We start from the raw sequence: 14,508 nt of genomic DNA on the forward strand, positions 1-14,508 counted from the left end.
TCTTCCGGCCCTGGATGCAAGCCTGCCAACACCCCGCCAGCGATGGCGGGGTGTTTCTTTTGGCGGGGGCGGCGGATCCCGAGCGCATGGGCCCTTCATGCACGAGGTGACGTAAATAGCGAGGATGAAGGGTGATAAACGCCCTTAAATAGACTAAATGAAATCATAAATTGCCTATTAAGTGCCATTGGTAACAATCTTCGCAATCACTCACCCCGAACGCCTCCCTATACTGGTTTCTCATCACATGCGTGAGCAAACAAGGTCGTCCGCACCGGCAAGCATTCAGTGTCAGAGGGTTGCGAGAGGATCAGGGCCAGCAGCTTATCCAGCCAGCCTGGCCGGCCCCTTCCACCGATAGGGGCCAATGGAAACCGGCTGTGGGGTAACCGCCGCACCGCCAGTCAGGGCAGCGTTATCGCGCCAGCCCGCTCCTCCTCCTTGCCCCCTCTGTTACCTGCCCGGTCGCCTGGCGCCTCAATATCTGCCAAGGGAATCTGAATATGAGCTTCGATCATCGCAAATACCGCCCGGCCCCCGTCATCGCTCTGGCGGACCGTCAATGGCCCAACCGGGTGATGACGCGGGCGCCGCTCTGGTGCGCCGTGGACTTGCGGGACGGCAATCAGGCGCTGGTCGAGCCCATGACGGTGGCCCAGAAGCTGCAAATGTGGGCCCTGATGACCCATGTCGGCTTCAAACACATCGAGGTCGGCTTCCCCGCCGCCTCCCAGCCGGACTTTGACTTCGTGCGGGAACTCATCGAGCGCAATCTCATCCCGGAGGATGTCACCATACAGGTGCTGGTGCAGGCCCGGGAAGATCTCATCGCCCGCACCTTCGACTCCCTCAAGGGGGCCAAACGCGCCATCGTTCATGTCTACAACTCGGTCAACCCGACCCAGCGCAACTATGTGTTCAACACAGATCGCGAGGGGGTCAAGGGCATCGCCGTGCAGGGGGCGCGCTGGGTGCGGGAATACGCGGCCAGGAACCCCGGCACCGAGTGGAGTTTCCAGTATTCCCCCGAGAGTTTTAGCAGCACAGAGGTGGAGTTCGCGGTAGAGGTGTGCGACGCCGTCATCGACGAGTGGCGCATCGCTGCCCGCCCCATGATCCTGAACCTCCCCGCCACGGTCGAGGTGAGCACCCCCAACGTGTTCGCGGATCAGGTGGAGTGGTTCTGCCGCCACCTCAAGGCGCGCCCCGAGGTGAGCATCTCCATCCACACCCACAACGATCGGGGCTGCGGGGTGGCCGCCGCCGAGTTGGCGGTGCTGGCGGGGGCCGATCGCATCGAGGGCACCCTGCTTGGCAACGGCGAGCGTACCGGCAACATGGACATAGTCACCATGGCCATGAACCTCTACAGCCAGGGGATAGATCCCGAGCTGGATCTCGCTGACATGGATGCCATAGTGGCGACCGTGGGGGCCTGCACCCAGATTGCCCTGCACCCGCGCCACCCCTATGCCGGCGAGCTGGTCTACACGGCGTTTTCCGGCAGCCACCAGGATGCGATTCGCAAATCCCTGGCGGCCGAGAAGCCCGATGCCTACTGGGATGTGGCCTATTTGCCGATCGACCCTGCAGACCTTGGCCGCAGCTACCAGGCGGTGATCCGCATCAACAGCCAGTCCGGCAAGGGGGGCGTCACCTATCTGCTGGAGCGCGACCTCGGCCTGCAACTGCCGCGCTGGCTGCAGATCGACTTCAGCCGCCGGGTCCAGACCGAGGCTGGCAAGCAGCAGCGAGGTAGACCCGGAGCAAATCCGCGCCCTGTTCGAGCGCCACTATCTCGAACCCGCCCACGGCTATCGCATCGGTCGCTTCCAGCTCGGTCACGACAGCCAGGAGACACTGCGCCTCGAGCTGCAGACCCCGGACGGCAGCTTGCAGCTCTGTGGTGAGGGGGAGGGAGCCATCACCGCCCTGGTCAACGGCTGGGAGCGCCAGACCGGCATGCACATTGACGTGCTGGACTACTCCGAGCATGCCCTCTGCGCCGGCACCGAGTCACGCGCCGCCGCCTATGTGCTGCTGAGCGTCGACGGAGTGCGCATGTGCGGGGTGGCCATAGGCCGCGATGTGGTCAACGCCTCCTTGCAGGCGGTGATCAATGGCGCCGCCCAGATCCGCGCCCTGCGCCAGAGTGCATGAGGGGCGGGCGTGTCGAGGGTAAGGCCAGCCCCTTGAAGGACGTCCTCCACACCGCCTGTGCCAGGGGGTAGCCGGCGGCAACAGGGAGGCGCACTATGGAAAATGGTACCTTGATCCCTTCAGCACTGTGCTGAGGGGATTGTTTTTTATGGAAAAATCGGCTCACAATACGAGCGCCGTGCGGCCAGGATTGGCCTTGCGGTTCATTGGGTGCTGGCGGCTGGGTGCAGCCGCCAGGGATAGAGGCAATGCAGGTTTGGAGCCATAACGATGATGAAGACTCCCCTCAGGTTATCCGTACACCCCGTCAGGTTCTTCTCGCTCTCCCCTGGTCGCCGTCTCGCCCTGCTGAGCCTGCTGCCTGTTGCTGCTGACAGGGGGCCTGGATGCCGCGAGCTTCGAGCGCCTGCCCGAACATAACCTCTACACCATCGGCGCCCTGGCCGAGGCCATCAATGTGCTGACCCTGCTGTTCATGTTCTGGGTGGTGCAGTGTGCCCAGATCTCGAACCGGACCTACATGTTTCTCTGCGCCGGTCTGGGGAGCTGGCTGGTGTCGGGGACCATAGATCTGGTTGACGAGGCCTACTTCCAGCCCTGGTGGCTCTCCACGGTGGAAGACAGCCTGCGCACCCTCGGCATGCTGGCCACGGCCTGGGGCGTGCTGCTGATGGTGCAACAGATGTATGGCGTCCAGACCCGGCTGGCCTCGCTTGCCATGTCTGACGAACTGACGGGTCTCTCCAATCGCCGCGCGTTTCGCGCAGTGCTGGAGGCCCATGTGGATCAGGGGACGCCGCTGCTGCTGCTGGATCTCGATCACTTCAAGCAGATCAACGATCGCTACGGCCACGGCATAGGTGACAATGTGCTGCAGGAATTCAGCGCCTTGCTGTGTCAGCACTGCCCGCCGGATGGGGTGGTGGCGCGCCTGGGGGGCGAGGAGTTCGCCATCTGGTTGCCCGGCATGTTGAGCGACAAGGCCCAGGCACTGGCGGAGCAGATAAGAGCCGCCACCGAGGCTCTGGTCGCCTGCGAGGAGATAAGGTTCACCGTGAGCATCGCCGTCGGCATAGGCCAGGCGGGGGAGGCGGTCGAGGCGCTGGTCAAACGCACCGATCTCGCGCTCTACCGGGCCAAACACCTGGGGCGCAACCGGGTCGAGCTGGCGTGATGACGCCAGGGGATGCCGCAGCTCTGGGCCCCGGCCGCTCTGCCGCCTTCAGATTGCCCGCACCATCCACTACAATGGCCACCTGTTTGCATTCGGGGCCCGTCATCCGACATGATGGGCCCGCACTTTATCGGAAGCCCTCATGATCCCCTCTCGCCCTTTGTCTTTCTCCCCCTGGCGCCTCTGCGCACTGCTGGCTGCCGCCGTGCTGGCGGGCTGCGCCAGTGAACCGACACCCCCTACTCCTACTGTCGAGGAGGCCGCCGCCATCGCCAAACAACCCAAGGCGATGCAGCCGCGCAAGCCTGCGGACATGAAGAGCCGCATAGTGCGCTTCCTGCCGCGCCAGGTACAAGACAAGCCGGGCTGGGCTAACGACGTGGTGACGGCGCTCAGCACCCAGGGGCTGACGGTGAACGATCACAATGTCTGCTCAGTGCTGGCGGTGGCGGAGCAGGAGGCCACCTATCAGGCCGATCCCGTGGTGCCCGGCCTTGGCAAGATAGCCTGGAAGGAGATCAACGCCCGGGCCGCCAAGCTGCTCATACCCGAGTTCGTGGTGCGCACCGCCCTCTCCATCAAGTCCCCCACGGGCAAATCCTACGCCGCGCGCATCGATGCCCTTCGCACCGAGCGGGAGATGAGCGAGATCTTCGAGGACATGATAGGGGCCGTGCCCATGGGCAAGCAGCTCTTTGGCAACCTCAACCCGGTACGCACCGGGGGCCCCATGCAGGTGAGCGTGGCCTTCGCCGAGGCCAACGCCCGCGGCTACCCCTATCCCGTCAAGGAGTCCATCCGCCACGAAGTCTTTACTCGCCGGGGCGGCATCTGGTTTGGCACCAAGCACATCTTCGGTTATCCCGCCGACTACCCGGACACCCTCTACCGTTTCGCCGACTTCAATGCGGGCTGGTATGCCAGCCGCAACGCCGCCTTCCAGGCCGCGGTGAGCCGGGTCAGCGGCAAGCCCCTGGCCCTGGACGGGGATCTCGTTCGCTACGACTCCGACCTGCCCGGCAAGACGGAGCTCGCGGTGCACAGCATCGCCAGCCGCGTCAACATGAGCAAGCAGGCTATCCATCAGAGCCTGCTCAAGGGAGACAGCAGCGACTTTGCCCAGACCGACCTCTATCACAGGGTCTTTACCCTGGCCGACAAGCAGGCGGGCAAGCGCCAACCCCGCGCCGTGCTGCCCGGCATCCAGCTGAAAAGCCCCAAGATCACCCGCAACCTTACCACCGCCTGGTTCGCCAAACGGGTGGATGACAGGGAGCAGGCCTGCGTCAGGAAGATGGCGACCATTCGCTGACAGTCAGAGACAACAAGGGCGGCCCATTGGCCGCCCTTGTTCATTGTGCTTTGACCACCTGGCTGGTCAGGGTTGGTAGGTGCCAGGTTCCCCCCAGGGCTATCATGCGGCAGCTGCCTGTGGTGCTTTTCTCGCGCTGCACGAAGGTTTTGCCGTCCCAGACCCAGCTTTCGAAAGAAAAACAATCTCCTATCCCTCTTCCTTTATGTGAGGCACTCAGTTCACCCATTCCATAACCATTTGCGTCAGTGTTGATGAGGGTCGCACTGCCGGTATCAAGGTTCGTATCAATCAGAATGAATGCCGAACCGTCGTTGTAAGCGGCGAGCCAGCAGGGTAGCTGGACCAAGGCTCGTTCTTGGTTCAGGGGATAGAGCATGCCACCTTCCGAATCTTCATAGGTTATGGGACAGGTGTCTTTATCGACTTGCTGTTTCAGCCACTTACCTATGCTCTGTTGCTCCAGCTGGGTGAGCGGGCGGGAGAAGTTATCTGCGGTTACGGCGCTGGCGTGGATCACGGGGGCCGCCAAGGCAGGAGGAATGGATGTTGTGGGTAGCGAGCCCTGTTTGGTCAGGGCTGTACTGGTATTGAGACGGCCTTGGAACTCATCCATTTTGAGAAAAATGGCATAGGCACCGGCACCGGATAGCGGTTCCTGGTGCTTGCTCCATTCAAATACCACCTTGCCAGTTCCTTTGATTGCTCGAACTAGCGCTGCAGTTTGTAGCTGACTGAACGGAGTCCGCTCTTTTACGGTGCCGAGTACCTCATCATTGATGCGCAGTGTGATCAAACCATCAGCGGGGACCTCCGGGGTCTGTTCATCAACTTCTGCGATGGCAAGCTCGGCATGCAGTGTGCCCTTGGCGCCAGCCTCTCGGGTGAGTAGAACCGATAGTCCACCCAATTTTGCGCTGTAACCAGCTGCTCGGCATGTGCGCGTGTTGTCGCAGGCCACTTCCCAGTCTTTGTGTTGAAAAGAGATCCCTTCAGTAAATGAGCCGAGTGCAGAGGTCAGCAGTGTTGTGATGAGCATGAAATGGTTCCTGAAGCATGGGAAAGGTCAGGATAGCATTCTGGACGGCTCATATTGAATCTTGTTGTGGGCTAACTTAACTGAGCCGAGGGACATAGCCCTTTGATCCGACTAGAAACTCATCGCCAGCCCGATGGAGTAGCCGCTGGTGTTGTGGCTGAACATATAACGGGCCACCAGCCGGGTGCGGGTGATGAAGATGTCGTACTTGCTGCTGTCGAGCTCGAACCCGAGGCCCAGGGAGTTGAGGCTGTTGAAGCCGAGCAGGCCTCGTTGCTCTCCCAGGTATTCGGTTCTGGCCCCCTCCAGCACATAGCGCAGCGGGCGATCCAGCAGGGTCCAGGTGAAGAGTGGAGCCCGGCGACGCAGGTAGAGGCCGAGGTTCTCCGCCTCGGCCTGACCGCGTTACGCTGTGCGAGGTGCCGCCAAAGCTTTGCAGGTGCTGATAGGAGTAACGCAGCTCAACATCGATATCCTGCTGTGTTGGAGAAGAGTTCATAGTCGAGCATCAGGCCCCCCAGGCCGTACACATTGAGCCTGCCGCCGTCGAGAAGTCGAGGTTCTTGCCTGTGTCTTGCCCAGCAGCCAGTTGCCGATCCGCAGATCGCTGGCCATGGTGCCCAGCGTGACGTTGCCGATGGGGCGCAATACCCAGTTGCCGCCGTGCGGTCCTGATGCAGGATGAGTCCCAGCCGATGCCGCTGGTGGCGGTCAGGCTGTTCCATTTGGTGGGGAGGGTGCGACTCTCGCTGCCGTTGCTCACCACGAACTTGGGGTCGTAGCGGCTAAAGCCCAGGGTCCCTTCCAGATAGATGGGGACAGCTCTCGCTCATGGTGGCGCCGCCCCCCATCTGGGTCATGTTGAGCGCCGACGATGCCGTTGTGCTGGTGTTGCTGCCGATGTCGAGGTTGCTGGCTGTGATGTCCGGCACCACAGTGAAGGTCATCAGCGACACCACCGCGTTGGCACGTTTTTGTATCAGTGACGACTCTTCAGCCATGGCGCCATGGCTGAGCAAGGGGGTGATCAGCAGGGGCAGGGTAGTGCGAAGGGTTGTGTGTGTGGGCATGCCTTGTTCCCCCGAAGCCGGTTGTGATGATGCGCCGTTTGACTGTAGCGACTTTTTCTCATCTTGGCAGCCCAAGGGTGAGCCGGTTTGAAGCTTATATATCGCCGAGCATATCGCCGAGCTGGGGTGCTGGTCCAACCCTCGCCCTGCCATTCAGCTTTTTGTATTGATTGCTGACTTTGTGCCAGACATTAATTTTTTGTTCACTTGCGCGGGTGTATAACGAGAGCCCCTTCAAGGAGAGAAAGGGGATGGCGACAGGGAGTGTCAGCCGCAACGGGGCCATCGGGTCCCCCGGGATGGATGCTCACTGACGTTGATGGGAGTCACCAGATGCAGGATATGCTGCTTGCCATATGGCAACAGGATTTTGACCAATTGATCCAGATGCAGGCGGCGGGCCTGCTCGTCACCTGCCTGGTGGTGATCCTCTTTCTCGAGTCGAGCTTCGTGTTTTTACCCCTGCCCGGTGACAGTCTGGTGCTGCTGGCCGGTGGCCTGGTGGGGATGGGAGTGCTCGGCCCCGAAGTGACCCTTGTCTACATGCCGCTCGCCGCCGGGATCGGCAGCCTGATCGCCTATCTGCAGGGCCATGCGCTGCACGGCACCTCCTTTATGGGCCATGTGGAGCGGATGATCCCGGACGGCAGTTTGCCACGGGCCTCGCGTCTGCTGCACAACTACGGCTTCTGGGCCCTGTTTTCCTCTCGCTTTGTGCCCTTCGTCAGGGTGCTGACGCCCATGCTGATGGGGGTCTCCCGCCTGCATCTGCCCCGGGTGGTGATGGCCAGTTTTGCCAGCGCCTTCCTCTGGGCCCTGCTGCTGAGTCTGGTGGGCAAGTTCGTGATGGCGGCGCCAGCGTTCGTCCAGTATCACGAATTGATGACCAAGTGCCTGCTGGTGACCTCCCTCGGTCTGTTCGTTATCGCCATGGCGGCCATCGCCATCCGGCTGTTCAAGCGCCCGACCAATCGCATTCGCTGAGTGATATCCGGGGGAGCGCAGGCTGGCCCCGGTTCTCCATTTATTTACCAATGGCATTGGCCGGGCCCAAGCGGGCCGCCAATGCCGCCCCATCAACCATCAAGCAGGTACTTTATGCCATGTCGTGACACCCTGAGCCTTCGTCCCCTCGAGCGAGAGGATTTGAAATTCGTACATCAGCTCAACAACAACGCCAGCATAATGCGTTACTGGTTCGAGGAGCCTTACGAGGCTTACGTGGAGCTGGCCCAGCTCTATGACAAGCACATCCACGATCAGCAAGAACGCCGTTTCATCCTGGAGGTGGAGGGCACCAATGTTGGCCTGGTGGAGCTGGTGGATATTCGCAGCATCCACCGCCGCGCCGAGTTTCAATCATCATAGCCCCCGCCTATCAGGGGCTGGGCTATGCCAGACAGCAACCTTGAAGGCGATGGAGTCGCCTTCAACGTGCTGAATCTGCACAAGTTATCTTCATCGTCGACAGTGACAATGCCAAGGCGCGACACGTTTATCAGTCGCTGGGGTTCGCGCCGGAGGGGGAGCTGAAAGAGGAGTTCTTCATCGATGGCAAATATCGCACCGCCATTCGCATGTGTCTGTTTCAGCGTGATTTTCAGGCAAATGCTGCCAACAGGGTCTAACGTTTCCTACATTCTGGTGCCGATGGGGGCAGGGCTGCGCTGGCCGATGCCAGTGATGCGGCTCTCTTTGTCGGCACCTTTCTCGTGTACAGGATAAAAACTCAGGCCATTTGAGGCAGAATTTGTGATGCCTATCTGTTACACTTCGCGCCCGCCATTTTCCGGCTCATTTTCTGACTTGATGTCGGACGCAGCCACCGGTGGTCTGCACCGACGCCTCGCCTACGCCGGCCCAAGCCACTTAAGCCAACTACAGCTCAGCTGGAACACAGGAACCCATTATGAGATTTGAATCGTTCGATTTTGCCCCCGAGATTTTGCGTGCCGTCTCAGAGTGCGGTTATCAGGAGATGACCCCTGTGCAGCAGCAGGCGATCCCGACCATACGCCGTGGCAGCGATGTGCTGGCCAGCGCCCAGACCGGGACCGGCAAGACGGCGGCCTTTGCGCTGCCCATACTGCAACGTCTGGTGGATAACCCGGCCCCGGCCCAGCCTTCCAACGCCCGGGTGCTGATCCTGACCCCGACCCGCGAGCTGGCCGCCCAGGTGGCGAGCAACATCAACGACTTCGCCAAATATCTGGACATCAGCGTGCTGACCCTGGTCGGTGGTGGCAAGCAGGACGTGCAGGCCCGCAAACTCAAGGCCGGTGCGCACATCATAGTGGCGACCCCGGGCCGCCTGCTCGAGCACCTGACCGCCTGCAACCTCAGCCTCTCCGGTGTCGAGACCCTGGTGCTGGACGAAGCGGATCGCATCCTCGACATGGGCTTCAGTGCCGATGTGCAGCAGATCCTGCAGGCTGTGAACAAGACCCGTCAGAACCTGCTCTTCTCCGCCACCTTCTCCGACGCCGTGAAGAAGCTGGCCAACCTGATGCTGGACAGACCCCAGATCATCAGCGTCAACAAGCAGAACTCCACCGCCGATACCGTCAGCCACACCGTCTATCCGGTGGAGCAGAAGCGCAAGCGCGAGCTGCTCTCCGAGCTCATCGGCAAGCAGAACTGGCAACAGGTGCTGGTGTTCGCCAGTACCCGCGAGAGCTGTGACGTGCTGGTGGAAGAGCTGAACCTCGACGGCATCAAGTCCGCCGTGGTCCATGGCGAGAAGGCTCAGGGCAGCCGTCGCCGTGCCCTGCGCGAGTTCATGGAAGGCAAGGTACGGGTGCTGGTCGCCACCGAAGTGGCCGCCCGTGGTCTGGACATCCCGGATCTGCAGTATGTGGTCAACTACGATCTGCCCTTCCTGGCGGAGGATTACGTCCACCGTATCGGCCGTACCGGCCGCGCCGGCAAGAGCGGCATGGCCGTCTCCTTCGTCAGCCGCGAAGAGGAGCGCACCCTGCTGGAGATCGAGGCGCTGATCGGCCAGAAGATCCGCCGCATCATGGTGCCGGGCTACGAGGTGAGCAGCCGTGACGAGCTGATCAAGCAGTTGCAGGAGCGCCGCCGTTTCGGCAAGCGCCCGCAGCGGGAAGACAACGCCGCCGCCCAGGTAATGGCCGAGGCCAAGCTGCAGGGCCAGCGTCTCAAGCGTCTGGCGGCCGCCAAGAAGCCTCGCCAGTCGAAGTAAGCGGACAAGATGATGCAGGGGAGCCTTGGCTCCCGACTCAAGGCGCCGTTGGCGCCTTGATGCTGTTTACCGATCACCCAGAGGACGTGCGATGATCCCGCCAGTCAAGAACCCGCAAGATTACAATCAGGCCCTGCTCGACATGGCCACCCAGAGCCTGGCCGAGCTGGCCCGTACCGCAGAGCAGAAGGCGGGCAAGCGCACCCCGGCGCAAGAGAGCCACTTCCTCTGCACCTGGATGGCGGACTCCCTCAAGGAGAAGCGCTTCTCCCGCCTGGTGATGGAGGATTTGAAAGCCTGGGTTCAGCTGGGCCGCACCCTGGGAGCCGGAGCCGATCTCAAGGGGCTGCTTTCGCTCATCGTCTGCCAGTACGGCCGGGCCATGGTCGAGCCCGGGCAGTTGGGCGCCAGGCTCGCCACCCTGGTCGCCGAGCTGGAGAGCGCGGGTTGGCTGGTGTTTACCGACAGCGAGCTGAGCGCCAAACAGCGGCTGCTGAGCCAGGGTCAATCCAGCCTGGTCATCTCGGCTAGCGAGTATCAGGGCCATATCGAGGGGGGAGAGCTGGTGAAGCCTCTTACCCTCTATGTGCGCGGGGATGAAAAACAGTTGGCACAGGCGGCCTTCAAGCAGGGCCTGCTGCTGAGCCAGGGCGACAAGAAGGCCACCCTGGTCAAGCACCACAAGGCCTACCGTCTGGTGCCGGGCAATGCCCAGCCCGCCCTGGCGCTGCTGGCCGAGGGCTAAGCCTGATCGGCGCCCTGACGTTCATGCCAGTCTCACTACCCCGGCCCTGTGCCGGGGTTTTTTATGGCTGATCGTCGTACAGGCCATGGATGCAGGGTGAGCTGACTCTGATCCAGGATCCGCCGCGACCTGTCGTCTGCGCTATGACGCGCCCTGGGGGAGGGGAGACGCCGCGCCGAGCAATCCCACAGCGCGGGCGGCGATCGCCAGATAATGGGGCGAGCGGGCCTGATCCCGCCAGCAGCAGTGCACCAGCTTGATCACGTGGTCGTCCAGGCTCTCGATCGCCCGCGGCAACACCTGCGCCCAAGCCAGCCCGGTTGTATCCGGCCAGTGCTGGGCGTGCTGCGCCGGCGCCCCGACTGTGACATAGGCAGCGGCCACCGCCTGCCACATCAGGCTCTGCCAGGCGTCTTTCAGCTCATCCGGCAGGTGACGGGCGACTATGGCGGCGGCCCGGCTGCCGGTCACCAGGTGCAAGACTGTGAAGTTGCCGCTCTGCCAGTAGAGGGGCAGGGCGGCCTCGGCCAGCTGTGCCAGCACATCCTGCCCGTTATCGAGGCTTTGCGGCAGCGCGTCCGGCCAGCGGGGATTGGCCGCCACCTGCCGCAGGCGGGCGGTGATCCAGTCTCCCTCCCAGCGTGACCCCTCCCAATGGGCCAACAGCCCCGCCAGCAGGCGGGTGACGTCCCGGCTAGGGGCCCCCGTGCCGGCAGGCAGGATCAGGGCCTTGCATTGCCAGGCGGCCAGCGCCGCCGCCTGCTCCCCTAAGTGGCCGTTTTCCAGCGCACAGGCGAAGCGAATGAGGGGATGGAAGGCGCCTCCTGCCGGGGAGAAGCGCTGCGCCAGCAGCTCTTCGAAGCATGGCAGCCAGCCCTCTTCGGCGAATCGGGTCAGCAGTTGCTGGCGCAGTGCCACGAACAGGGCCTCCTCCTCTTCGCCCTGGTTGTCCACCCCGCTTGGCAGGGCTTGAGTGGTCTGCCAGTGGGTAAAGAAGCGCTGCAACTGCCGGGGGCTGGCCCCCATCTCGTGCAGGGCGTGCAGCGCCATGGGGCAGTGGTTGGTGGTGCCGCGACCATTGAGGGCGAAGGCCTGGTTGGCATCGAGCAGAGCGTAGAGATGATCCATTAGCGTTTGACTCCTTTTGTCAGGGGAGACAGGATTATGCAAGTTGAAGTTAACTTGAGATCAAGGATGAGATCGGATCGTAAGTGGCTGGCCATAGGCCAGATAGCCAAACGTGCCGGCGTGAACGCCAGCGCCCTGCGCTTCTACGAGCAGAAGGGGCTGATCCAGAGCCTGCGCAGCGAAGGCGGCCGACGTCTCTACCCGCAGGATGTCCTTTGTCGTATCGCCTTTATCCGGGTGGCGCAAGGGATGGGCTTAAGCCTCGAGGAGATAGCCGGGGCCCTCAGCGGGCTGCCCGATGGTCGCACGCCGGATCGCCACGACTGGGAGCGGATCGCCGGTCAGTGGCAAACGCTACTGGACAGCCGCATCGCCGCCCTGCAACTGATGAAGCGCAAGCTCAGCGCCTGCATCGGCTGTGGCTGTCTGTCGCTCGAGCATTGCGCCCTCTACAACCCGGGGGACAGTGCCGCAGGCCAGGGGTGCGGCCCTCGTTACTTGCTGGGGGATCTGCCCCCCGCCACCGATTGAACCGCGCAGGCCATGGGCAGTGCCGGGGCAGCCTGGATGACTTTCAAGGAGGAAACATGGATCTGGAACAACTCAAACGGGAGCTGGAGCGATTTGGCTAACAGCATGACGAGGCGCAGCCATCCCGGGGCCGCAAGATGCTCAACATCACCCGTGACACCGGCGAACTGCTGGCGCTGCTGGTACAGACGAGGGGCGCGCAGGCGGTGCTTGAGATAGGTACTTCAAACGGTTACTCCACCCTTTGGCTGGCGGAAGCGGTGAAGAGACTGGATGGCCGGGTCACCACCATAGAGCTGGGCGAGAGTAAACGGGCCATGGCCGCCCTCAACTTTGAGCACGCCGGACTCGAACCCGGGATTGATCAGCTGGCGGGGGAGGTGGGCAGCCTGTTCCCCAGCCTGCCGACGGCGGGTTATCAGCTCATCTTCCTGGACTCCGATCGCCAGCACTATCAGGGATGGTGGCCCGAAATACGGCGCCTGCTTGCCCCTCGCGGCCTGCTGGTGGTGGACAATGCCATCTCCCATGAGAGCGAGATGCGGGACTGGATGGCGCAGGTGAGGCGCGATCCCGATTTTCTGACCTCGCTGGTGCCGGTGGGCAAGGGGGAGTTTCTGGTGGTGAGACGCTAGGGCGCATCACCGAGAGTCAGGCATAAAAAAACAGCCCCGCGTTGGCGGGGCTGTTTGCTTGGGGAGGCTTGGATGGCAGCTTACACGGCCAGGTAGTCCATGATCCCTTCGGCGGCCTTGCGGCCCTCGTAGATGGCAGTCACCACCAGATCCGAACCGCGCACCGCATCGCCACCGGCAAACACCTTGGGATTGCTGGTCTGGAAGGCATGTTCGGCCTTCTCGGGGGCCTTGATGCGATCCCGGCTGTCGAGCTCGATACCGTGATCACGCATCCAGGGCTGGGGGTTGGGCTGGAAGCCAAAGGCCATCACCACCGCATCGGCTGCCAGCACCTGTTCGGAGCCCTCGATCACCACAGGATTGCGACGACCGTTGGCATCGGGCGCACTGAGCTCGGTGCTCACTACCTTGATGCCGCAGGTGCGGCCCTGGGCGTCCAGCTCCACGCCGACCGGCTGGAGGTTGAACATGAATTCCACCCCTTCCTCCTGGGCGTTCTTCACCTCCCGCTTGGAGCCCGGCATGTTCTCGGCATCGCGACGGTAGGCGCAGATCACCTTGTCCGCACCCTGACGGATGGCGGTGCGCACGCAGTCCATGGCGGTATCGCCACCGCCCAGCACCACCACCTGTTTGCCGGCGAAGTCGATGTAATCGCTCTGTGCCTTCTCAAAGCCCAGCAAGCGGTTGGCGTTGGAGATGAGGTAGGGCAGGGCGTCGTAGACTCCCGGCGCCTCTTCGTTGGCAAAGCCGCCCTTCATGTACTTGTAGGTGCCGACCCCCGAGGAAGACGGCATCGAACTCGCCCAGGAGGTCGGCGAAGGTGACGTCACGACCCACTTCGGTCTCGAGACGGAACTCCACCCCCATGCCCTCGAAGATCTCGCGACGACGCTGCATCACCTCTTTTTCCAGCTTGAAGGAGGGGATGCCGAAGGTCAGCAGGCCGCCGATCTCCGGGTACTTGTCAAACACCACTGGGGTGACGCCGTTGCGCGCCAGCACGTCGGCACAGGCGAGGCCGGCCGGGCCGGCGCCGATGACGGCGACCCGCTTGTCGGTCTTCACCACCTTGGAGAGATCCGGGCGCCAGCCCATCTCGAACGCCTTGTCGGTGATGTATTTTTCGATGTTGCCTATGGTCACGGCGCCGAATCTGTCGTTGAGGGTGCAGGCACCCTCACAGAGTCTGTCTTGCGGGCAGACCCGGCCGCACACCTCCGGCAGGCTGTTGGTCTGGTGGGAGAGCTCCACCGCCTCCAGGATGCGTCCCTCGTTGGCCAGTTTCAGCCAGTTGGGGATGTAGTTGTGCACCGGGCACTTCCACTCGCAATAGGGGTTGCCGCAGTCGAGGCAGCGATCCGCCTGCATGCCGACCTGGGCCTGGTTGAAGGGCTCGTAGATCTCCACAAACTGGATCTTGCGGATCTTGAGCGGCTTCTTGGGCGGGTCGACCCGCTGGACATCGATAAACTGGAATACGTTCTGGCTCATAGGGTTCCCTCC

At 62.4% G+C, this 14,508-nt stretch carries 8 protein-coding genes and 5 pseudogenes; 9 read left to right on the top strand and 4 right to left on the bottom strand.

Annotation, left to right across the window (positions count from 1 at the left end):
- The first annotated feature begins 503 nt into the window (after positions 1-503).
- The 3 genes and pseudogenes from leuA (at position 504) to ACF2JD_RS22270 (ending at position 4,646) form a co-directional block, all read left to right on the top strand.
- Positions 504-2,160: pseudogene (gene leuA, locus ACF2JD_RS22260) on the top strand (2-isopropylmalate synthase).
- A gap of 364 nt (positions 2,161-2,524) precedes the next feature.
- Positions 2,525-3,334, top strand: coding sequence for a diguanylate cyclase (locus ACF2JD_RS22265; RefSeq protein ID WP_440988166.1), 810 nt, complete (start codon positions 2,525-2,527; stop codon positions 3,332-3,334).
- Positions 3,335-3,476: 142 nt separating this feature from the next.
- Positions 3,477-4,646, top strand: a complete 1,170-nt coding sequence (locus ACF2JD_RS22270) for a DUF1615 domain-containing protein (RefSeq protein WP_440988167.1) — start codon at positions 3,477-3,479, stop codon at positions 4,644-4,646.
- A 40-nt stretch (positions 4,647-4,686) separates the two neighbouring features.
- Here ACF2JD_RS22270 and ACF2JD_RS22275 read toward each other — a convergent pair whose 3' ends face one another.
- Complete coding sequence (locus tag ACF2JD_RS22275; RefSeq protein WP_368169431.1) at positions 4,687-5,685, bottom strand: DUF1176 domain-containing protein; 999 nt, start codon at positions 5,683-5,685, stop codon at positions 4,687-4,689.
- Between the two features lie 111 nt (positions 5,686-5,796).
- A pseudogene (locus ACF2JD_RS22280) lies at positions 5,797-6,755 on the bottom strand (hypothetical protein).
- 333 nt (positions 6,756-7,088) lie between these two features.
- Between ACF2JD_RS22280 and ACF2JD_RS22285 the strand changes: the two are divergent.
- From ACF2JD_RS22285 to ACF2JD_RS22300, 4 genes and pseudogenes are all read left to right on the top strand, one after another.
- Positions 7,089-7,739: a DedA family protein gene (locus ACF2JD_RS22285; protein WP_021141126.1), complete on the top strand. Its 651-nt coding sequence runs from the start codon at positions 7,089-7,091 to the stop codon at positions 7,737-7,739.
- A 114-nt stretch (positions 7,740-7,853) separates the two neighbouring features.
- Positions 7,854-8,383: pseudogene (gene speG / locus ACF2JD_RS22290) on the top strand (spermidine N1-acetyltransferase).
- A 281-nt stretch (positions 8,384-8,664) separates the two neighbouring features.
- On the top strand, positions 8,665-9,960 hold the full coding sequence (locus tag ACF2JD_RS22295; RefSeq protein WP_162520135.1) for a DEAD/DEAH box helicase: 1,296 nt from the start codon (positions 8,665-8,667) through the stop codon (positions 9,958-9,960).
- A 91-nt stretch (positions 9,961-10,051) separates the two neighbouring features.
- A complete protein-coding gene (locus ACF2JD_RS22300) occupies positions 10,052-10,705 on the top strand; it encodes a DUF2913 family protein (protein ID WP_440988168.1) in 654 nt (217 codons plus the stop codon).
- Positions 10,706-10,846: 141 nt separating this feature from the next.
- On the opposite strand, the gene ACF2JD_RS22305 is transcribed toward ACF2JD_RS22300, so the two are convergent.
- Positions 10,847-11,833 carry a questin oxidase family protein gene (locus ACF2JD_RS22305; RefSeq protein WP_440988169.1) on the bottom strand — a complete coding sequence of 329 codons (987 nt, stop codon included), beginning with the start codon at positions 11,831-11,833 and terminating at the stop codon, positions 10,847-10,849.
- A gap of 66 nt (positions 11,834-11,899) precedes the next feature.
- Between ACF2JD_RS22305 and soxR the strand changes: the two genes are divergently transcribed.
- Complete coding sequence (soxR, locus tag ACF2JD_RS22310) at positions 11,900-12,364, top strand: redox-sensitive transcriptional activator SoxR (RefSeq protein ID WP_440988170.1); 465 nt, start codon at positions 11,900-11,902, stop codon at positions 12,362-12,364.
- 56 nt (positions 12,365-12,420) lie between these two features.
- Positions 12,421-12,999: pseudogene (locus tag ACF2JD_RS22315) on the top strand (O-methyltransferase).
- Between the two features lie 80 nt (positions 13,000-13,079).
- Here ACF2JD_RS22315 and ACF2JD_RS22320 read toward each other — a convergent pair.
- Positions 13,080-14,496: pseudogene (locus ACF2JD_RS22320) on the bottom strand (FAD-dependent oxidoreductase).
- Positions 14,497-14,508 lie beyond the last annotated feature (12 nt).

The sequence above is a fragment of the Aeromonas ichthyocola genome (genome assembly GCF_046087985.1).
Taxonomy (GTDB): Bacteria; Pseudomonadota; Gammaproteobacteria; order Enterobacterales; family Aeromonadaceae; genus Aeromonas; species Aeromonas rivipollensis.

Bases quoted from the DNA above. Each gene is read 5' to 3' on its own strand.
- ACF2JD_RS22300 (WP_440988168.1), top strand. From the start codon at position 10,052: ATGATCCCGCCAGTCAAGAACCCGCAAGATTACAATCAGGCCCTGCTC.
- ACF2JD_RS22285 (WP_021141126.1), top strand. From the start codon at position 7,089: ATGCAGGATATGCTGCTTGCCATATGGCAACAGGATTTTGACCAATTG.
- soxR (WP_440988170.1), top strand. From the start codon at position 11,900: ATGAGATCGGATCGTAAGTGGCTGGCCATAGGCCAGATAGCCAAACGT.
- ACF2JD_RS22295 (WP_162520135.1), top strand. From the start codon at position 8,665: ATGAGATTTGAATCGTTCGATTTTGCCCCCGAGATTTTGCGTGCCGTC.
- ACF2JD_RS22275 (WP_368169431.1), bottom strand. From the start codon at position 5,685: ATGCTCATCACAACACTGCTGACCTCTGCACTCGGCTCATTTACTGAA.
- ACF2JD_RS22305 (WP_440988169.1), bottom strand. From the start codon at position 11,833: ATGGATCATCTCTACGCTCTGCTCGATGCCAACCAGGCCTTCGCCCTC.
- ACF2JD_RS22270 (WP_440988167.1), top strand. From the start codon at position 3,477: ATGATCCCCTCTCGCCCTTTGTCTTTCTCCCCCTGGCGCCTCTGCGCA.